This window comes from Streptomyces sp. NBC_00299 (assembly GCF_036173045.1).
Classification (GTDB): Bacteria; Actinomycetota; Actinomycetes; order Streptomycetales; family Streptomycetaceae; genus Streptomyces; species Streptomyces machairae.
Genome location: NZ_CP108039.1, coordinates 6,545,035 through 6,564,719 on the forward strand (window position 1 = coordinate 6,545,035; position 19,685 = coordinate 6,564,719).

Annotated in this window: 14 protein-coding genes and 1 pseudogene; 5 read left to right on the plus strand and 10 right to left on the minus strand. The window is 73.3% G+C overall.

Annotated elements, in window-relative coordinates; all coding sequences use genetic code 11:
* Positions 1–11: 11 nt before the first annotated feature.
* A pseudogene (locus tag OHT51_RS29110) lies at positions 12–1,065 on the minus strand (MerR family transcriptional regulator).
* A gap of 193 nt (positions 1,066–1,258) precedes the next feature.
* Here OHT51_RS29110 and OHT51_RS29115 point away from each other — a divergent pair.
* The gene (locus OHT51_RS29115) at positions 1,259–2,149 is read left to right on the plus strand and encodes an ATP-grasp domain-containing protein (RefSeq protein ID WP_328881875.1); all 891 of its coding nucleotides are present in this window, start codon (positions 1,259–1,261) and stop codon (positions 2,147–2,149) included.
* Positions 2,150–2,194: 45 nt separating this feature from the next.
* On the opposite strand, the gene OHT51_RS29120 is transcribed toward OHT51_RS29115, so the two are convergent.
* Positions 2,195–3,292, minus strand: a complete 1,098-nt coding sequence (locus OHT51_RS29120; RefSeq protein ID WP_328881876.1) for a hypothetical protein — start codon at positions 3,290–3,292, stop codon at positions 2,195–2,197.
* Between the two features lie 217 nt (positions 3,293–3,509).
* On the opposite strand from OHT51_RS29120, the gene OHT51_RS29125 reads away from it, so the two are divergent.
* Genes OHT51_RS29125 through OHT51_RS29140 form a run of 4 tightly spaced genes read left to right on the plus strand, consistent with a single transcriptional unit; the run spans position 3,510 to position 9,695 of the window.
* The gene (locus OHT51_RS29125) at positions 3,510–4,742 is read left to right on the plus strand and encodes a toll/interleukin-1 receptor domain-containing protein (protein WP_328881877.1); all 1,233 of its coding nucleotides are present in this window, start codon (positions 3,510–3,512) and stop codon (positions 4,740–4,742) included.
* Positions 4,739–5,686: an AAA family ATPase gene (locus tag OHT51_RS29130; protein WP_328881878.1), complete on the plus strand. Its 948-nt coding sequence runs from the start codon at positions 4,739–4,741 to the stop codon at positions 5,684–5,686. The genes OHT51_RS29125 and OHT51_RS29130 overlap by 4 nt, the downstream gene beginning before the upstream one ends.
* Complete coding sequence (locus OHT51_RS29135) at positions 5,683–6,705, plus strand: hypothetical protein (protein ID WP_328881879.1); 1,023 nt, start codon at positions 5,683–5,685, stop codon at positions 6,703–6,705. The genes OHT51_RS29130 and OHT51_RS29135 overlap by 4 nt, the downstream gene beginning before the upstream one ends.
* Complete coding sequence (locus OHT51_RS29140; protein WP_328881880.1) at positions 6,702–9,695, plus strand: hypothetical protein; 2,994 nt, start codon at positions 6,702–6,704, stop codon at positions 9,693–9,695. Before OHT51_RS29135 ends, OHT51_RS29140 begins: the two co-directional genes overlap by 4 nt.
* Here the strand turns inward: OHT51_RS29140 and OHT51_RS29145 are convergent.
* From OHT51_RS29145 to OHT51_RS29180, 8 genes are read right to left on the minus strand one after another with little or no spacing between them, the layout of a single operon-like run.
* The gene (locus tag OHT51_RS29145; protein ID WP_328881881.1) at positions 9,692–10,291 is read right to left on the minus strand and encodes a hypothetical protein; all 600 of its coding nucleotides are present in this window, start codon (positions 10,289–10,291) and stop codon (positions 9,692–9,694) included. The genes OHT51_RS29140 and OHT51_RS29145 overlap by 4 nt on opposite strands.
* Complete coding sequence (locus OHT51_RS29150) at positions 10,257–11,060, minus strand: FkbM family methyltransferase (protein WP_328881882.1); 804 nt, start codon at positions 11,058–11,060, stop codon at positions 10,257–10,259. Before OHT51_RS29150 ends, OHT51_RS29145 begins: the two co-directional genes overlap by 35 nt.
* Positions 11,057–11,290, minus strand: a complete 234-nt coding sequence (locus tag OHT51_RS29155; RefSeq protein WP_328881883.1) for a Trm112 family protein — start codon at positions 11,288–11,290, stop codon at positions 11,057–11,059. Before OHT51_RS29155 ends, OHT51_RS29150 begins: the two co-directional genes overlap by 4 nt.
* On the minus strand, positions 11,287–12,213 hold the full coding sequence (locus tag OHT51_RS29160) for a hypothetical protein (protein WP_328884472.1): 927 nt from the start codon (positions 12,211–12,213) through the stop codon (positions 11,287–11,289). The genes OHT51_RS29155 and OHT51_RS29160 overlap by 4 nt, the downstream gene beginning before the upstream one ends.
* A gap of 24 nt (positions 12,214–12,237) precedes the next feature.
* A complete protein-coding gene (locus OHT51_RS29165) occupies positions 12,238–12,975 on the minus strand; it encodes a class I SAM-dependent methyltransferase (RefSeq protein WP_328881884.1) in 738 nt (245 codons plus the stop codon).
* Positions 12,972–14,396: a condensation protein gene (locus OHT51_RS29170; RefSeq protein ID WP_328881885.1), complete on the minus strand. Its 1,425-nt coding sequence runs from the start codon at positions 14,394–14,396 to the stop codon at positions 12,972–12,974. Before OHT51_RS29170 ends, OHT51_RS29165 begins: the two co-directional genes overlap by 4 nt.
* Positions 14,393–18,868 (minus strand): alpha-(1->3)-arabinofuranosyltransferase domain-containing protein, encoded by a 4,476-nt coding sequence (locus OHT51_RS29175; protein ID WP_328881886.1) that lies wholly within the window; start codon positions 18,866–18,868, stop codon positions 14,393–14,395. Before OHT51_RS29175 ends, OHT51_RS29170 begins: the two co-directional genes overlap by 4 nt.
* On the minus strand, positions 18,865–19,683 hold the full coding sequence (locus tag OHT51_RS29180) for a class I SAM-dependent methyltransferase (protein ID WP_328884473.1): 819 nt from the start codon (positions 19,681–19,683) through the stop codon (positions 18,865–18,867). The genes OHT51_RS29175 and OHT51_RS29180 overlap by 4 nt, the downstream gene beginning before the upstream one ends.
* Between the last annotated feature and the right edge of the window lie 2 nt (positions 19,684–19,685).

Sequence of the window (19,685 nt, forward strand, 5' to 3'; positions counted from 1 at the left end):
CCGGCGTTCGATCAGGCCGCCGCCTCCACCACGTCCGCCACCACACAACTCACGTTGTCCGGCCCGCCCGCCTCGTTCGCCGCGTCGATCAGGGCGTGTACGGCGGTGTCGGGGGACGGGGCGGTGGTGAGGAGGGCGCGGATGCGGGCGTCGGGGACGACCGTGGAGAGGGCCGTCGGAGCAGAGGAGATAGCGGTCGCCGGGTTCGGCGTCGCGCAGGCGGAGGTCCGGCGGAGTGGTCGGGGAGAGGCACTTCAGGAGCAGGGAGCGCTGGGGGTGGGTCGTGGCCTCCTCCGGCGTCAGACGGCCCTCGTCGATGAGCGACTGGACCACCGTGTGGTCGTCCGTGATGCGGAACAGGGCGCCGTCGCGGAGCAGATAGGCGCGGGAGTCGCCGATATGGACCAAGGCCAGCCGGGAGCCCGTCCACAGCAGGGCCGTCAGGGTCGTGCCGGCGTCATCCTCGGCGTCGCCCGCCGCGTCCCGGACCGCCTCCGTGGCGCCCTGCACCGCCTCCTCCAGCAGGTTCAGGACGTCGCCCGCCGGGAGTTCGGCCGTGTCCAGGAAGCGCAGCGCCTCCACCGCCGCGCTGCTCGCGGGCACGCCCGCCGGGCCGTAGCCGTCGGCCACCGCGAGCAGCCGGGTGCCGGCGTAGGCGGTGTCCTGGTTGGCGGGGCGGGTCCGGCCCCGGTCGGAGTGGGCGGCGTAGCGGAGTTCCAGCATGGTGGTGTCCTTCCTCGGTGCTGCGACGAGTTGGTCGACGAGGAACGCGGCGAGATCCCGCCGTACGGCCGTCTCCGCCTCGGCCTGCGCCCAGTAGGCACGGATCGCGCGGGCGGCGTCGGCCGCCGGCAGCGCGCACACCTGACGGATCCGGACCAGCGGCATGCCGAGCCGGCGCAGCCACGCCACCAGGCGGGCCCGCTCCAGCTGGTCGACGGCGTAGTACCGGTACCCGGTGTCCGGATCGACGCGCCGGGGCTTCAGCAGCTCCAGCTCGTCGTACAGCCGCAGTGCCTTCGGCGACAGTCGGCAGGCCTTCGAGAAGGCCCCGATCGTCAGCATGTCCTCGCGCATTCCGATCCCCTCCGGTTCCTCGGCACCGATGCTGCGGCTTCACCGAAGGTGAAGGTCAAGCGGCCCGCCCCGGTTCCGGGAGCGCTGCCCGGGACGCGCTTGTTAGCCTGCGCATCGCACAGCCGTGCTACCTGCCGTGCTGCCCGCCGTCCCGCCTGCGTCCGACCCGGAGGAACCCATCGTGGCCCGCATCGCCCTCGTCACCTGCCGTCCCGGCCCCGAGGTCAGCGTCGACCGCGACCTCCCGGTGCTGGTGCGGGCGCTGCGGGAGGCCGGGGCCGAGGCGGAGTCCGTGTACTGGGACGACGAGCGGGCCGACTGGGGCGGGTACGACCTCGCCGTGCTCCGCTCCACCTGGGACTACAGCTGGCGCGCGGCCGAGTTCCTGGCGTGGGCGGAGCGCTGCGGCAAGGCCACCCGGCTCGCGAACCCCGCCGAGGTGGTCCGCTGGAACGCCGACAAGCGCTACCTCGGCGACCTCGCCGAGGCCGGGGTGCCCGTGGTGCCCACCCGCTACTTCGCGCCCGGCGGCACCCCGAGCGCCGCCGACCTCCCCCTCGACGACGAGTACGTCATCAAGCCCACATCCGGCGCCGGCGCCCGCTTCGCCGCCCGGTACACGCCCGACGAGCACGACACGGCCGTACGGCACCTCGCACGCATGCACGCCGAGGGGCTCACGGCGATGGTGCAGCCGTACGTGAAGGGCATCGACATCAGCGGGGAGCGGGCCCTGCAGTTCTTCGGTGGCCGCCTGCTGCACGCCAGCCGCAAGGGTGCCGTCCTCACCCCCGGCACGCCGTACGACGAGCGCAAGGTCGCCCATCCCGGCCTCGAACCCTGGACCCCGACCCCGGCCGAACTCGCTGTCGCCGAACGCGCCCTGGCCGCCGTACCGCACACCGCCGAGCTGCTGTACGCGCGCGTGGACCTCGTCGACGGGGAGGACGGGCCGGGCGGGCAGCCGCGGGTGATGGAGCTGGAACTCGTCGAGCCGAATCTGTTCCTGTCGCTGCATGCGGGGTCGGTGCCGGGGGTTGTCGAGGCGATTCTGGCGGCCGCCGTTCGGTGAGACCACGCCGGACGGGCCCGTCGGACGCGTCCTGCGGCCCGCCGGTCAGGGACGGTCGGCCGGGCCGGGCCCGGGCGGCGGCCCGCCCGGCAGTGCGGGGGGATCGGGGGCCGCTCCCGAGCGCAGGCGCTCGAAGACGAGGTCGAAGGTGAAACCGGCGCTGAATCCGAGGGGCAGCGTGAAGAACAGGAGCCTGCGCACGTCCAGTTCGTCCAGCAGGGAGGGCACCGTGAGCAGCTGGGACGCCACGTACAGCAGGACGGAGACCACCCCTGCGCCCAGCCCGCGCACCGCCGCTCTCGGCCACTGACCGGCCGTCTCGAAGGAACTGCGGATCACCGCACCGGCCATGGCCGCCAGCAACGGCGTCACCACCAGCACTCCGAGCCGGCGGCCGGTCGCCGGGCCGGGCTCCCCGGCGAGCACGAAGCCCAGCAGCGAGCACACCAGTAACAGCAGGGCCACGACCGTACCCAGGCCGGCGGAGAGCAGGGACCGGCGCTCGCTCCGGTCGCGTTCGCGCTGCCAGTCCGTGCGGCGCAGCCGCTGATGGTCCAGGCACCGGACGAGCCGGCGCGCGGAGTCGGCCCGCCAGTCCTGTCCGAGGAGGACGATGTCGTCGTCGGTGGTGTCGTTGCGGACCTTGTCCAGGTTGGCCCACACCTGGCTCGCCCCGCCTCCGAAGGCGGCGACCGGCAGCAGCGGTACGCGCTGAGCCATGGCGATGACCCCGGCCACCCGGGTCGACTGGCCCCCGCCGACGAGCAACGCGGCGTCACTGGCCAGCAGCGTCCGGTAGAAGGAGACCTCCCACTCCGGGCCGGTGTCCCGGACCACCCGCACTTCCGCCGCACTGCCCTCAGGCAGCCCGAAGTCGTGGTCCTGGTGCCGGGGTACGTGCAGGAACACCACGCCCGCGCCGTCCACTTCCTGGGCGTATCCCTGGACGACGTCGTACTCGATGTATCTGGGCTTGGCGGAGAAGACGGCGAGGTCGTAGCCGGCCAGCGCGAGTTGACGGCCCAGCTCGCGGCAGGCGGCCGGGGCGTCCTCGGGGTGTTTCAGCCCGGGTGAGTACGTGCGGCCTGGCTCGACGCTGCCGACTATCGCGATGACCGGGCGTGCTCTGTCGGCCGACACCATCCCCCGCTTCCCCCGCGGTCGTCGTCGACCGGCGGTCCGCTGCTTCCGTGAGGATTTCCGGCAGCTGAGCCCACCACACGTAAGTTTCACATAAGGGGCCGTCAATTCGTCGATATAGCGCCGAGTTGACCTATGTCCCGATCACCTGTCAACCTCTCCGTCCTACAGGGGCGAGTGAGTCCCGACTGGGCACGTGCGGCAGGACGGTCAGTGGTCGATGGCGATCACCTTCATCAGTCACAGCTCGGCGAAGACCGAAGAGGATCAGGCGAACGCCGATTCGGTACGGACCGAACTCATCAAACGGTTGCCGGACCTCGGCTGGGACGTGCGTGTGGACGACCTGCTGCCGCCCGGGACGGACTGGCGGTCGGTCCTCTACGGATGGCTCGCCGACTGCGACGCGGCGGTCGTGCTGGTGGGCAAGGACGGGCTGGAGTCCACCTGGCTCAAGCGCGAGGTCCACATCCTGCTGTGGCGGCGGGCGGTGGGGTCACGCCTCACCATCGTGCCCGTGCTGCTGAAGGGGCTCTCACCGCGGGAGCTGCGGCGCTCGGAGCTGTCCCAGCTCGCCGATCTGCAGTGCGTCCAACAGGACGAGACCGAGCCCGCGGACCTGGTCTCCCGGATCGTCGAACGCCTCGGTGACCTCGGCGGATGCGCGGACAACTCGGCGATGCGCGCCATGACGACCAAGATCGAACACTGTCTGGACGAGGTGACCGACCGGTTCACACTGCGGTCCATGGCCCACCGACTCGGCTCCGAGGGGGACTGGCGCTTCCCGACCGCTTCCGAGGAGCGGCGCCATGTCGCACACCAGGTCCTGGCCCCGGTGCCCACCCAGAAGGTGCCGTCGGCCGTCAACGAGGTGGAGTTCTTTCTCGCCCTCGACCGGCTGAACAAGCTCATCAGCCTGCTGCTCCCCACCTGGATCGATCCCCTGGGCGTACGGCTGCTGCTCCCCGGCGAGCGCCGGGTGGTCGCCACGCTGGCCGGTGCCCGGGCCGAGACGGCCGAGCAGCACATCCACCGCGCCTCCTGCTTCTCGGGCGCCTACTGGGTGAAGGCCGTCGACCTGGTGGCCGGCGAGGCCCAGCACGAGGAGCACATGACGGCCTGCCTGACGGCGATATGCGCGCTGCTCAAGTCGGACGACGAGAACGAGCTGCCGATCGAGGGCGAGGTGCTCTTCCTCGTCATCGACCCCGCCGGCACCGAACTCGACGTCGTCGGACATCTGGTGCGCACCCTGATCGGGCGATTCCACTGGCTCAACATCATCGTCCTCACCGACCGGACCGATCCCGCGGACCTGGGCGTCCCGACCGCAGGCGCCGTGCACATCCCGGTGCAGCCCGGCGCCGAGGGGCAGATGGCACGCACACGGCGGGCGCTGAAGGAGATCCGCGACAGGAGAAGCGGTCACGGAAAGGACGCCGAGTCGTGATCCCCGAGCCGACCCCGCCGCAACCGACCGCCCGCAACGCCCCCGACCGCCCCGACGGCCGGGCCTACGTCGTACGCGGCGACCTCGACCTGGCCGTCGACGTCGCCCTCGCCACCGGACGGCCGCTGCTGCTGCGCGGCGATCCCGGCTCCGGCAAGTCGTCCTTCGCCGCGCACGTCGCGTGGCAGCACAACTGGGCGTATCACGAGCACGTGGTGACCTCGCGCACCCAGGCGCCGGACCTGCTGTGGTCCTTCGACCATGTGCTGCGGCTGGCGGACGCCCAGGCACAGCGGCTCAAGCCGATCGACGCGTATGTGGAGCCCGGTGTGCTGTGGAAGGCGTTCGCGCCGCACTCCGCCCGCGCCCACGCGCTGCGCGCCCACCGTCTGCCCCGGTCCCGTGGCCGACGGCCCGTCAGGACGGACAGCGCCGATCTGCGCGCCCGTTCCGTCGTACTGATCGACGAGATCGACAAGGCGGACCCCGAGCTGCCCAACGGACTGCTCGTCCCGCTGGGTTCGCGCCGTTTCACCCTCTCCCAGACGGGGCGTGAGATCGAACCCGAGGACGACACCAAGGCACTGGTGGTCATCACCACGAACGAACAGCGCGAGCTGCCCGAGGCGTTCCTGAGGCGCTGTCTGGTCGTGAAGCTGGAACACCCGGAACCGGCGGAGCTGGTCGAGGTCGCCCGCGCCCATGTGGACGCCTACGACGGCCCCTTCACCGAAGCGGACCTGCTCCTCGCCCAGGACCTGGCGGACGCGGTGCAGCGGCTGCGCAAGGACGCGGACCGAAGAGCGCACCGCAAGCCCAGCACCGCCGAGTTCCTGGACGCCTTCCACGCCTGCCGGCAACTGGGCATCCGGGTCGAGGACAGCGACGAGCGCTGGCGGACGCTGCGCCGGATGGCGCTGCTGAAGCAGGACACCGTGGCGTGACCGGACAGGTCCCCGAGATCTGGGTGGCCGATCTGGCCCGGGCCTTGGACGCGGTGGGCGATGACCCCGTACTGCAGCGCCGCGCCGCCCGGCTGCTCGGCTTCGCCGACGAGCCACCGCCGCCCGGGCCGCCGCCCGGCCCGGCGACCGGGGCGCCCGCGCCTGCCCCGCCCGGCCCGCCCGCCGAGGAGCCGCCGCTCCCTCCGCCCACCCGCCGCCCCGGTGACGGCGGCGCCCCTCCCGAACCACCGCCACCCGACATCGGCCCGGGGCCGTCCGACGGGCATACCGGACCGACCGGCCTGCCCGTGCTGGAACCCGTCCGCCTCGACGCCCTCGAACCCACCGACTGGGAAGCCGTCCGCTCCCTCGACGAGGTGACCGAGCGTCACCTCACCGCCCGGCCGCCGCTGGAGCCGCTGCTCACCAGACGGTCCTCCGCCGCCATCCTCAACGCCGCCCTGACCACCCTGGTCCGTGACGACGGCGAACCGGACATCGACGCCCTCGTCGAAGCCTTCGCCCGGGGCATCCCGCTGACCCGGCTGCCGCGGGCCGCCCGTCCCACTCTCCGCTTCGGCGTGCAGGTCCTTCTCGACCAGGGCGACAGCATGGAGCCGTACCGGCGTGACCAGAAGGAACTGGCCCGCCAGATCACCGGGTTGGTCGGCGCGGAACTCACCCAGGTCCGCTGCTTCGCCGATGTGCCGGCCCGGGGCACGGGGCCCGACTCCCCGCGCAGCTGGCAGCCGTACCGGCCGCCCAGTCCGGGGACCCGCGTCCTGGTCGTCTCCGACCTCGGTGTGGGCGGGCCCGTGCTGCATCCGCGGCGGGCCTCGGTCGCCGAGTGGTACCACGTGCTCGACGAGATCGTCCGGGCCGGATGCACGGTCCTGGCCCTCGTGCCCTATCCGGTCAACCGGGTGCCCGCGGAGCTGGCCCCGCTGCTGTCCGTCCTCACCTGGGACCGGACCACGACCGTGAGCACGGTCTCCGCCCTGGTCGGGCCGCGGCGGTGACCGTGACACGCGACCGGCAGGCCGTCGACCCCGTCGAGAAGCTGGCGACCGCGCTCAGCGTGGCCGTGCGCGTGGAGCCCGAACTGATCCGGGCCGTGCGGCTGGCGCTGTTCCCGCGGCTCGGCGTGCAGACCGAGTCCGACCTGTGGTTCAGCGGACTCGTGCGGTCCCAGGGGCCCACGGGCATCGTCTTCGACACCGCCGAACGCCACCGGTTGCAACGCCGGTTGGAGCGATGGCTGCGACAGCAGCCGCAGGACGCCCCGGTGCATTCCCTGTGGCGGATCGTCCAGCATGTGCACGCCGATCTGTCACCGGCCCTGCTGTTGGAGGAAGAGGTCACCTGGCTCGCCGTGGCCGGACGCCTCGCCGAGATCGACGGCGCCCTGGCCCCGGCGTTCAAGGCCATCACCCAGCAGAATCGTGACGGCCTCAGACGATGGCTGGCCTCGGCCTGGGACCGGCTGCCGCAGGCCGTCCGTGACTCGCCCACGGGCTGGCAGCTCGCCCAGACCGTACGCCCCCGCGTCCCGGCCCGGCGCTTCCCGTTCGCCGTGGAACGCGCTCCGCTGCCGGCCCGCCGACTCGGCGACCTCGCCCGCGTCCTCGACGACATCCGGATCACCGTACGCCGGGACGGCGACGAGCTGGAGGTCGACGGCCGGGCGATCGACCCGGACGCGCTCATCGACGTGCCGCCGGGCACGTACGCCCTCCCGGTGCCCGACACGGCACCGCGCGTACTGACCCTGCTGGCCGGCGGTCCGCGGGAGCGGGACGAAGATCTGTCCGTTCCGGTGACCTGGCAGATCCGCGTACAGGTCGGCCCGGGACCGGTCCTGCTGCGCAGCGCACGCGGACAGGTGTTCCGCCTGCCGGACCAGGCTCCCGCGCTGCGCGGCGGGGGACCGGCCGGCCGTTTCCTCGGCATCGCCGTCGCCCGGTACGAACACGCGCAGCTGCCCCCGCTGGACCACTCCCGCGGCCTGTGCCGTGAGGTGGGGGCCGCCTTCGGCGACACCTACGCCAAGGAGTACCTGGCCGACCCGTCCCTCGCCGCGGTCACCGAGCGGCTGACGCGGCTGACGGCGCTGCGGCACGACGGCCCGCTGGTGGTGTATGTCCGCGGGTACGCCCTGCCCGGTCCGGGCGGCCCGCGGCTCGCCTTCCGCGACAGTGACCCCGCCCGGCCCGACACCGCCCTGCCGAGCGAAACGCTCTTCCGCCTCGCTGCCGGTTCGGGCGCCGACCAGGTACTCGTCCTGCTCGACACCGTGCGGCCGCCGGGCAGCGATGTCGACTGGGGCTATCCGCCCCCGCCCATGGACCTGACCACGGCGAGCTGGACGGGCCGGATCGCCGTCGTCGTACCCCACGACACCGGATGGGACAGGCTGTTCGGCTCCTGGCTGGTACGGCTGCTGCGGCGCGGCCCGGACGAGGTTCCCCAGGGGTGGGGCTGGTCGCCGCGGGACCGGTTCATCACCGGCGGAGAGGTCTTGCGGGCGGTCAGCACGGACTGGCCGGGTGAGTATCCGTCGACACCGCGGGACTTCGCCACGGGCGTGCCGCGCGAACTGCTGCCCAACCCGCGCTTCGCCCTGCGGCGCTTCCCCGACGACCTGAACCCGGCCGACTTCGGGGAGGCGTACGCCCACGAGGCCGCCGCGTTCATCGGCGAGGTGATCGGCGACGTCACCACCTCGCGCGAGGACCGGGACCTCGCCGTCGCGAACATGGTGCTGTTGGGACCGGACCGGGGCGTCGAGGCCGCCGTCGCCCTGGACGACGTGGCGGAACGCCTGGCCGCGGCCGGCCGCCGCACCGACGCGGCCGCCGCTCACCAGCACGCGATCACCGTGCTGCGGCCCCTGGTCGAGCAACTGCCCCTCCAGGCGCTGCCGGCGCTCGGGGCCTCCCTGTACGGTCTCGCGAGCCGGCACGCCGAGGCATACCGCTGGGCGGAGGCGGGCCCGGCCGTCGAGGAGTCCGTGGCGCTGCGTCGCCGACTCGCCGTCGACCGGCCGGAGCAGCGGCCCCGGCTGGGCGAGAGCCTGCACCTGTGGTCTCTCGTCCTGCACGGCAGCGGACAGCACGAGGCGGCCCTGAGCGCCGCCGCCGAGGCGGTCGACCTGTTCCGCCGGCTGGCCGACGAGGATGCCCTCACCCACCGTCCCGCGCTGGCGGTGAGCCTGAGCAGCCTCGCCAACCGGTACGGCTCGCTCGGCCGGCGGCAACAGGCCCTGCAGGCCGCTGTGTCGGCCGCGGCCGTGCGACGGGAGCAGGCCGAGGCGGATCCGGCCGGCCGGGCCGACCTGGCGAGGAGTCTGCACGTTCGCTGGTACTGGGAACGTGCCGTGCAGTACGTCGCGGCGGCGCACGCGACGATGTTCGAGTGCGTGAGCATGCGCAGGGACCTCGCCGCGCTGCACCCAGAAACGTATCGCCCACAGCTCGCCGAGAGTCTCAACTGCCTCGCCATCAGCCTCGCGGACCTGGGCCGCGTCGACGGCGCGATCATGACCGCGCGCGAGGCCGTGGGAACCTACGGCGAGCTCGTCGCCCACGGAGCGGTGGACCTCCGCCAACCCCTCGCCCGCAGTCAGCGCAACCTCGCGCTCTGGCTCGGCACCCAGGGCCGGCCGGCCGAGGCGGTGTCGGCGGCGTCCGAGGCGGTCGGACACTACCGGGAGCTGGAGGCCGAACAGTCGGGCCTGCACCGCGCCGATCTGGCGGACGCCCTGGAGATGCGGTCCTGGGCCCTCGACCTGCTCGGCGACGGCAGGCCGCGGGCGGCCGACGCGGCCCGGGAGGCGGCCAACCTCTACCGCCGGCTCTTCGCCACGCAACCGCGGAAGTACCGGCGTGCCCTCGCCAGAAGCCTCAACACGCTGTCCATCCGGCTGGACACGCTGGGCCGCGCCAAGGAGGCGGCGAGGCTGCGCGAGGAGGTCCGCGCCGTTCTGGCCGACTCGGACGGCACCCCCTAGCCGCGAACCGCCACCCGCTGCAGCAACCCCCAGCTGAACTCCGCAACCACCTCCCGCCGCACCCCCTCCCCGTCCGGCGCCGCGAAGGCCAGCCCCCAGCGTGTCGGGGCCGTTCCCTCCAGGGGCCGGGCGGGGGCGAAGGCGCGGGCCGCCTCGTCGACCGTGCAGGACCAGGGGGTGAGGTCGGCGAGGGTGTGCAGGGCCGGGGCCTCGGAGCCGGGGGCGCGGACCAGCCACTCGTTCCAGACCGCGCCGTTCGGGGCGAGCAGCACCTCGAAGCGGAGGTCGGGCCAGAGGGGGACCGGCCAGAGCCAGGCCTCGCAGTCCAGGTCGCCGACCTTGCGGGTGACGACCGACTCGGGCGCGCCCAGCACCGAGCGGTACCGGGAGGCGGCCCCGCGTGTGCGCGGGGAGCGGACCATCGCCTGCCAGCGCTTGTTGGCCTCGCGCATGTCGGCGATCGAGACGCCCAGCTCGTGGCGGGCGCTGTCCACCAGGTCCGGGTTGTGGTCGGCCATGCGGCGCAGCAGCACCAGCTGGAAGTCGAGCGGAGTGAAGGGGCTAGCGGGGTGCTTTCCGGAGGGCATGCGCTCCATCGTCGCCCACGGGGCGGCGGCCGTCGGGGAGAAAGAGGACCGAATTGACGTACCGGGGGCCTCGGAACGGCAGCACGCGGCGCAGCAGGCCGTGGGTGACGACATGGGCGGCCTCGGCCTGGTGTGCCTCCAGCGGGAAGGCGGACAGGGGGATCCAGTCGCGGCCGGGCAGGACCCAGCCGTCGTAGCCGAGCAGGGAGAGATACGTCAGCACCGGGGCGATCGGCTGGATGCGGGACTCCAGCTCGACGAACAGGGCGGGCCGGTCGCGCGCGAGGAGACCGGTCGCGCCGCGCAGCACCGCGAGCTCGCTGCCGTCCACGTCGACCTTGACGAACCCGACGTCCTTGAGGCCGAGTTCGTCGAGGGTGACACAGCTGACCGGGAGTGCCGTGGCGTGGATGTTCCGGCGGACCAGGGAGGACACCCCCCGGTCGCCCGCGTCGTGCGGCGGCAGCCAGAGCCGGGCCGTGCCGGGACGCTCGGCCGCCGCGGCCTGCACGACCCGGACGTTGGGCGGGGCCGTCGCGGCGAGGAGCCGCGCGAGGTGCGGGACCGGTTCCACGGTCACCACCCGGCGGGCCCGCCGCGACAGCCGCCGCGTCCACGGGCCGTACCACCCGCCGACGTCCACGGCCGTCCCGCACCCGGCGGGGCACAGCTCCGCCAGCCGGGCCAGCTCGGGCTCGAAGCGCGGGTACACGGCCCGGGCGACGGCGGCGACCACGCGGGTCGGCAGGAGTGGGGCGATGCTCGCGGCCAGGGTCATGGGGCCATCCGTTTGAGTAGTTCCTCGTGTTCGTCGTCGGAGACCTGCTCCCCGGAGGCCGGCAGCAGCTGCGGGATGCCGTCCACGATCGGGTAGCGGCGGTGCAGGCGCGGGTTGTACAGCGCCTCGGCCGCCGTCCGGGCACTCGGCTCGTCCGGTACGACCAGGTGCAACGGCCCCTTGTCGAGCGGGCACGCCAGGATCTGGAGCAACGGGTCATCGGGCTTCATGGTGGGGTCAACTCCTTGGCGCCGACGGCGGGTTGGGGAGAGGGCGGGGCGGGTGGGTCGTGCCTCGGCATCGACAGCAGTACGACTACGGCGAGCGCCGTGCCCGCGACCCGCAGCGCCAGCCGCAGCGGCTCCTCCGGCAGCGCCTCGCCGAACGTCAGCGTGCCGAGCACGGCCGTGTACAGACTGGTCACCGTCGTGCACACCGGCACGATCAGCGAGGCCCGGCAGCGTTGCAGCGCCGCCTGCGACATGACCAGCCCGAACGCGCCGGTGAACAGGAGCAGATACGGGTACGGGGAGCGCAGCAGGTCCAGCACGGCGTCGCCGATTCCGCTCGTCGTCAGGTAGCTCGACACCCCCTTGATGGCCAGCGAGCTGACGCCGTACAGCAGCCCCACCGCCACGCCGTACTCGACGCCGGCCGTCGGCAGCCGGTGCCGGTGCCGGGCCCTGCGCTCCGCCGAGTTGTACAGCCACACGCCCGCCGCCAGCGAGGGCACGCACACCAGCAGGATCAGCGGATACGGGGCGGCCCGGCCCACGGCCTCCCCGCCGCCCGGGCCCTCCCGCAGTGACAGCACGACCATCAGCAGCGCGGCGAGGATCGCGCCGAGCGCGTACCGCTCCCGCCCGCTGGTCTCCTCGCCCAGCAGCCGAGCCGAGAGCAGCACGAGGAGCACGAGCCCGGAGACGAAGATGCCCTGCGCGGCGGCGATGGGCAGCGTGCGGTAGACGACGAGCTGCGCGCCGAAACCGGCGGCGAGGGCGAGCGACCCGCCGATCCACAACGGACTGCCGAGCACCAGCCGCAGCAGCCGGGCGGGTTGCCGGATGTTCACCTGCGGAAGTGCGGTGAGCGCCCGTTTCTCCAGGACGAAACCGAGGCTGTACAGGGTGTTCGCCATCAGGGCCGCGGCCACTCCCCACCACATGGTGTCCGCCCCCTAAGTCCGTCGTGCGTGCAGCAGCAGGATGGACGCGAGCGGCGGCCTGGCGCAGGCCAGCCGGTCCAGGGGGCGCATCGGGCGCGGCACACCGTGGAAGGGGGCTCCGGCGAGGCGTACGACCTCGAAGCCGGACGCGGCCACGAACTCCCGCAGCGCGCGGGCGGTGTAGAGCCGCAGGTGCCCCACGACCTCACTCCCCGGCCGGCCGTGGATGCCCCGCAGACTGACCTCGGAGAACACCGGCTGCACCCCGGCCAGCAGCAGGGCGCGGTTGTACCAGGCGGCCAGGTTCGGGGTGGAGAGCATCAGGTGGCCGCCGGGGCGCAGCACGCGGCGGATCTCGTCCAGGGCGGCGTCCGGGTCGACGAGGTGCTCGATCACCTCGCTGAACAGCACGGCGTCGGCGGAGCCGGTCCGGAACGGCAGCCCGCCGTCAGTGAGTTCGCCGCGGACGGCGTACGGGATCCGGGCGCGGGCCCGGCGCAGGGCGTCCTGGGACCAGTCGATGCCGACGATGCGGTGGCCGGGGAGGAAGGGGGCGGCGGTGGCCGCGGCGGTGCCGTCGCCGCAGCCGACGTCGAGGATCGTGGCCGTCCGTTCGGCGGACGCCGGCCCCAGCGCCTCGGCGAGCATGCGTGCCTGGCGGCGGCTGCGAGGGGTGCCGGAGGCGACGGGGACGGCGGGGTTCTCGTAGAAGTCGCGCAGTTCGGGGGGTTTCACGGGGGAGGTCGTCACGGGGTCACCTCCGTGCGGTGCAGGTAGTGCTCGAAGAGGTCCCGCAGGTGGGCGCCGTCGCCGTGGCTGAGCAGGGCGCGCGACCAGCGCAGGGCGAGGTGGAGGCGGCCCGCGGTGGAGGCGGTGGTGACGGTGAGGCCGCGGGGCATCCGGGCGGGCGCCGAGAACCACACGGCGTGCGCGCGGCCGGCCTCCTCCCCGAAGTCCAGCGGGTACGGGATACGGCCGATGTTGCTGAGCAGCGTGGTCGAGGTCCAGGGCGCGGCGGCTCTGCGCAGGCCACGGGTGAGGGCGGCACGGACGCCGACCGGTGCCCAGGGGGCGGTGAGGAGGGAGGCGCCGTGGCCGAGTTGGGGGCGCGGGAGGGACTTGAGGGCACGGGTGCGGGTGGCCGTGCGGTGCAGCAGGGCGGGCATGTCTCCAGGGTCGTGCGCGGCCAACTCGGCTGTGCTGAAAGGGACTTCCACGAGCCGGGTGCCGTTGCCGATGGGCATGGTGGCGTCACGGGGGCGGTCGTCCACGGGCATCGTGATGCGCAGGGGACGGGTCCGGGCGCCGTGCTCGCGGTTCCAGTGGGCGATGGTCAGCGCGGTGGTGACCATCAGCTGGTCGTTGACCGTGTAGGGGGAGCCTTTGGGGCGGTGGGGGAGGGGGAGTTCGGCGACGAGCATGCCGTTGCCGGGGGAGGGCTCGGGGGTGCCGGGAGCCACTCGGGCGGGGGGTGACCAGTTGGAGGGCGTTTCCTCGGTGAGGGGCTGCGTTTCGGTCGTTCGGGTGGGCGGGGCCGCGGGGGAGTTGTCCTTGCCTCCGTACAGCTCCGCGGCGGTGGCCACGACACGGAGGCAGGCGGGGCCGTCCAGCGCCGTGTGATTGATGGTCAGGAACAGCACGGTCCCGTGCGACCCGCCCCCGCCCTGCCTGCCGGCAGTCGCGCCGCCCGGGGCGGCACGGGTGGACGCACCTGCCGCGCGTGCGTCACCCACGGCGTCCGTCGCCTCGCTCCCCTCGACCCGCCCCGGCCCCTGAACCACCTCCAGCCGTATCGGCGGCGACAGCGACAGCGGCGGTGCCTGGGTCAGGGCCCGGGTGCGCGCGTCCCGCAGCGCGTCACGTCCCGGGGCCGGGAAGCTCACCACCTCCACGTCCGGTTCCGCGGTCAGCTCCCACTCGTAGCGGCGCCGGTACCACCGCCCCGGCGCCTCCCGCATGAGGATCCGGGGATGCCGGCGCAGCGCCTCCGAGAAGGCCGTCCGCAGTCGCCCCGCGTCCAGCGGCCCCGGCAGATGGACCTCGATGTGCACCGTCTCCGGCTCCTCCTCCTGGAGGCAGTGCCGGGCGACCTCGTCCACGACGGGGAACGGAACGCGTACCGGCGGCCGCAGCGGACCTCCGGCGCGTGCGGGCTGTTGCAGTGCCGTCATGTGGCTTCGCCCTTCCCGGTCTTCCCGGTGTCGTCGGACTCCGGCGAGCTCTCGGGACCGGTCGCCCGCAAGCGCGGTTTGCGGGGCGCGATCCGCGCGGTCGGCGAGTCCGGAACCGGCCCACCGGGACCGCGCGCGGACACGGTCGGCCCGGAGTCGGTACGGGAATCCGCCGGCCCCGGAGGCTCGGTCCCCATCGGACTGCGGCCCCGCTCCCGCTGCGGCAGGGGGCGCGTCGGCCGCTCCGGGGCGGCCGAGCCGGGAACACCGCCACCACCGGCGACCGGCGGCAGCACAGCCGTGGAGCCGGGCAGACCCGATCCATGGTCGGGGCCGCCCGCGGATCCGGCCGCCCCCGCCGACTCCCGCACCCCCACCACACCGGCGAACAGCCCGATCAGCGCCAGCAGTTGAGCCGCAGGCCCGAAGGCGCCCTCCTGCGCGCCCACCGGCTCCCCGGCGCCGACCGCCGCTGCCACGCCCGCCCCCGCGAGCGCCACCAACGCGATCGGCACCAGCAGGGCATGCCTGCGCCACGCCACCAGCGCCAGGGCCGGTACAAGCAGGGCGAACCAGCCGGCGATGAGTACGCCCACCACCGTCACGGCCACCGTGCCGAGCCACAGGCCAGGCAGCGGCGGGGCCGGCTGCGGCTCGTCCGGGTTCGGTGCGCGGCGGCGCCACAGGGCCAGCCCGGCCAGCAGCGCGATCGCGACCGCGCTGCCGATCAGCCCGCCCTCGTACATCACCGCCGGCTCGTACGACAGCTCGACCGTGCCGCCGGCGCCCGCCGGGATCCGCCAGCCCTGCTGCCAGCCGTCCAGCCGTACCGGTGTCAGCTCCTTGCCGCCCAGGGTGGCGCGCCAGCCGTCGTTGAAGTTCTCGTACGTGGTGAGGTAGCTCGCCGCGCCCGACCCGACGGTCACCGCGCGCCGGTCGCCGAGCCAGTCCCGTATCCCCAGCTGACGCCCGGCGGCCGAGGCATCGGAAACCGTGCCGCGCGTCAGCGTCACCGCGGTCAGCGTGAGCGGCCCCGCGTCCCCGGCCTCGACTCGATGGTCACCCGCGGACAGTTGCAACTCGGCATCGTCACGCCCCTGCTGGCACAGCGTCACATCGAGCTGCCGCCGCTCCGTCAGGTCCCGTACCGTTCCGCGCACACTCGTCCGGTACAGCTCCCCGTCCACCGCGACCACCGGCCCCTTCCCGCACGGCAGCGAGAACGGCCTGGACTCCCTCGGCTGCGGGGTCCGGTACTGGTCGAGGGCCGGGATGTAGGCCTCCGTCAGGCCCACGGGCAGCCGTAGGTCCTCGTCGACCATCGGGTTGTACAGGGTGAGCGGCGCGGTCTTGGTGATGGTGATGTCGAGCCGGTCGGTCGTGATGGGCGGGAAGCGGACCCAGCCGTTCTCGTCGACGCCTGCGATCACCGCACCGTCCGGCGAGCTGATGTGCACCTCGGTCGGACGCGTGGACAGACCGCCCGCCGGGGCCAGGACGACCTCTCCCACCGCCTGCTTTCCGGGCCAGCTGAGGTGGATCGTGGGCCGGTCGCCCGCTATCCACGCCGTGGTCAGATCGCCGTCGGTGAGGTTGCGCGGCGACAGCCCCGCCCCCAGCCGCGCCGTGGAGTCGGCGGTGGCGACGATCCGGTTCTGCTGCTCCGGCGCCACCTCGTACAGCAGCCGGTCCAGCTCCTCGCCCGGCACCGGCACGGCGCTCGCCCGCACCTCGTACGTCCCCGCCGTGGACGTGGTGAAGCGCCGGTGCAGGCCGGCCTCCGTGCCCGTCGGCGACAGGCCCGTGGGGTCGGCCGTACGGGACAGGGAGACGATCTCGGCGGCTGCTCCCGACTTCCCGGCGTCGGCGGGCAGCCGCAGCAGCCGGGTCACCTGTACGTCCGGCAGGTCGATCTCGGAGAAGCCCGCCCCGGTCAGACCGGGGCGCCGGGACACGGAGTCCGTGATCGTCAGCTTCATCCAACTCGTCGCCCCCGGAGGCACCTTGACCGTCTGCGTGGTGCCGTCCGGCCGCAGGACCGAGCTCACCGCCCCCTTCTCCGTCTCCACCCGCACCCGCGTCGCCGCCTCCCGCACACCCTCCTGCGGCAGCGGCCTGACCTTGAAGGACGACGGCATGTCGTACGAGCCGCCCGCGAACGCGATCCGCAGCCACTCGCCGACCGGCGACCCCTCCGAGCCCTCGGCCCACGCCGTGTCCGGGTTGCCGTCGAAGGCGTTCACCGGATCGAACTGCGGGAGGTGGAAGAGCCAGCTGCCGTAGGACGACGCCGTCACCGACCGCGCGCCCCGCAGCTCGGCCACCGTCTGGTGGTCGAGGTCGGACGTCGGCAGGATCTGGTGCGGCTTCTCACCCGCGTCCTGCGCGGCGTCGGGCGCGTTGCGCTCGCCGCGCGTGTACGTGTACGACGTGTTGGCGTTGACCAGCCCGAACCGGGTGTCCGCCCGCCGCAGCCCGTCGCCGATCACCTGTACCTGCGGTGAGCCGAGCCCCGGGTGGTTGTCGCCGGTCAGCACGCTCGCCCGGCCCCGCAGTTGGGACGCCAGCGGCAGCAGCGCCTCCGGCCCGCCGGAGACGACGGCCGTGTCGGCCACCGGCTGCAGCCCGGCCTGGTGCGGACGCGGCACGTCCGCCCCGGCCGGCTTGTAGATCTCCACCGCCCGCTGCCGCGGATACAGCCCCTCCACCTGCAGCGGAGTGCCCGGCGCGATCGTCCCGCCGGTCGTGATCGGCCCGAGGCCCGTCACCCGCTCGTATCCGGACTGCTCCAGAGTCCGCTTCACCGTCGTCGTCGGTATGTGGCCGATCTGGTCGGGGTCGAGGTCGTTGCGGACGACGACGTAGTGGATCCCGGCGCGGCTCAAGTAGTCCGCCAGGCCCGGTACTTGTCCGCCGCTGACCAGGGCCTGCTCCACGGCGTCCATCGCGCGCCGGTTGCCGGGGGTGCCGAAGGGGACGTAGTCCCGCTGTGCCCAGCGCGAGTCGGCGAGGACGTCCAGGGGCTGGTCGATGGTCGAGCCCCACGTGTAGATGCCGTGCGCGGTGGCCGGCACGACGAGGGCGCGGGCGTCGGGGGAGTACTTCTCCATCCAGTCGGCCGTGGCCTGCCAGTACTTGGGGATCTCCTTGAAGGACCCGGGGTTGAGGATCGAGCCGTTGAGGTACGGCCACATCAGCCCCGGCAGCACCAGCACGGCCGCGATCAGCGGAGCGTACCGCCGCCCCCGCACCTGCCGTGCCCCGCGCGCCTGGGCCGCCACGCCCGCCAGATGGGCGAGGCCCAGGACCAGTGCCAGCGCGAGCCCCGTCTGGAACTTGTAGATGTTCCGGAAGGGAACAAGACCGCCGTCCAGCCAGTCCTGCACCACCCCGTGGAAGGGCGCCCCGAACGCTCCGCCGTACCCGGCGAGCAGGATCAGCGCGACCGTCACCACGGTCAGCACCAGCCACCGCCGCTCCGGCATGTCCCGCCGGGCCAGCCCCGCAAGCCCCAGCCCGGCCGCGAGGGCCGAGCAGACGATCACGACGACGGACGCGGCGACGGTCCAGCCGGCCGGCAGCCAGGCCTCACCGAAGTGCAGATAGGCGACCCAGTTGCCGCCGCCGCGCAGCGCCTCCGTCGCCGCCATCGTCTCGGTCGTGGTCTGCGAACTCTCCACGTAGGGAAGGAAGTTCTCGCCGTATGTGCCGAGCAGCAGAAGCGGGATCACCCACCAGGCGGTCGCCAGCAGGACCCCCGGCACCCACCACGCGATCAGCTTGCGCTGCCGTGGCCCGGGCGGCCGGGAGAGCAGATACAGCCCGACGGGAAGCAGCGAGGCCAGGGTGGAAGCGGCATTGACGCCACCCATGAACGGGATGATCAGCGCCGACCGCAGCGCGGCGACCCGCGCGGCATACCGCTCGTCGGTCAGCGGCAGCAGCACCCACGGCAGGAAGGCACCGGGCAGCGCGGCAGCGGACGTGGACCCGACGACGACGGTGAAGACGGGCCACAGCGCATACGCCACGGCCGCGACCAGCCGCGACGCCCCGCTGCCCACCCGCAGCCGCTCGGCCAGCCGCAGCGCACCCCAGAAAGCCACCGCCACGATCAGCGACAGCCACAGCCGCTCCGCCAGCCACACCGGCAGCCGTACGACATCGGCCAGCCAGTAGAACGGCAGCATCGGCCACAGATAGCCCGAGTACTGGTTCTGGATCCCGCCGAAACTGCCCTCGTCCTGCCACAACTGCCCCAGATCGGCGAGGAACTGCCCCGGATCGACGGTCACACCCAGCTTGGTGTCGAACGTCTGCCGCCCCGGCTGCACCGCCAGCAGCAGCACGAACACCACGGCCCAGAACCCCAGCAGCCAGCGCCGCGAGCGCGGCCCCTCCGGCGGCCCCGAGGAGGGCGCGGAGGTGGGCACGGCTGCCGGGGGAGGAGCCTGGACCGTGGTCGTCGTCATGGTGGGCACCGCCTGAGGATGAGGAGGAGGTTCCAGGTGGCGAACTCGCGTATGCCGGGCGCCTTCACGACGGCCTCCGCGAGGAACGGCCAGTAGCGGGAGCGCGCCGAGACGACCTCTACGTCGTCACGGGCGCGGACCTGACGCAGGGTGGCGCCGATGTGCACGGCGAACAGGTTCTCGCCGAGGGTGTGCTTGGCGGCCCGTCCGGTACGGCGCAGGTAGCGGGCGCGGGCCCGCTCGGCACCGAAGTAGTGCCAGGGGGCCCACTCATGACCGCCCCACGGGGACAGCCAGTTCGTGAACGACACGTAGATCAGCCCACCGGGCCGGGTCACCCGTGCCAGCTCACTGAGGAACGTCTGCGGATCGGCCACGTGCTCCAGCACATTGGAGGAGAAGGTGACGTCGGCGACGCCGTCGCGCAGCGGCAGCAGGTACCCGTCGGCGACGACGGCCCCCTCGGGCGGCTTCACACCGAGTTCCGCCACGTCCGGCTCGAAGAGATAGGCGTACGCACCTCGCCGCCGGAACTCCTCGGTGAAGTACCCGCCACCGCCGCCGACATCGACGACGGTACGCCCGGAGACGAAACCGTCGTAGGCCTCGACCTGGTCGACGGCGTCACGGGCGAGCAGCGAATAGCAGGATTCGGGATCGTCCTGCTCATGGAGGAAGGCCCGGAAGAGAGCAAGGGACCGTCGAAAGGAAGGGTCCTTGACGACTGGGGGTGGTGAAGCGCCCCCATAGGGGCGCGGGGCTGTGACATGTGCGGCTCCGCCGCGCGGGCGCGACCAGCCACGACGCACCGGCACTC

Excerpts from the sequence above, each read along its gene's own strand:
- OHT51_RS29120 (WP_328881876.1), bottom strand. The coding sequence starts at position 3,292 with ATGGTGTCGGCCGACAGAGCACGCCCGGTCATCGCGATAGTCGGCAGC.
- OHT51_RS29125 (WP_328881877.1), top strand. The coding sequence starts at position 3,510 with ATGGCGATCACCTTCATCAGTCACAGCTCGGCGAAGACCGAAGAGGAT.
- OHT51_RS29145 (WP_328881881.1), bottom strand. The coding sequence starts at position 10,291 with ATGGAGCGCATGCCCTCCGGAAAGCACCCCGCTAGCCCCTTCACTCCG.
- OHT51_RS29150 (WP_328881882.1), bottom strand. The coding sequence starts at position 11,060 with ATGACCCTGGCCGCGAGCATCGCCCCACTCCTGCCGACCCGCGTGGTC.
- OHT51_RS29155 (WP_328881883.1), bottom strand. The coding sequence starts at position 11,290 with ATGAAGCCCGATGACCCGTTGCTCCAGATCCTGGCGTGCCCGCTCGAC.
- OHT51_RS29170 (WP_328881885.1), bottom strand. The coding sequence starts at position 14,396 with ATGACGGCACTGCAACAGCCCGCACGCGCCGGAGGTCCGCTGCGGCCG.
- OHT51_RS29175 (WP_328881886.1), bottom strand. The coding sequence starts at position 18,868 with ATGACGACGACCACGGTCCAGGCTCCTCCCCCGGCAGCCGTGCCCACC.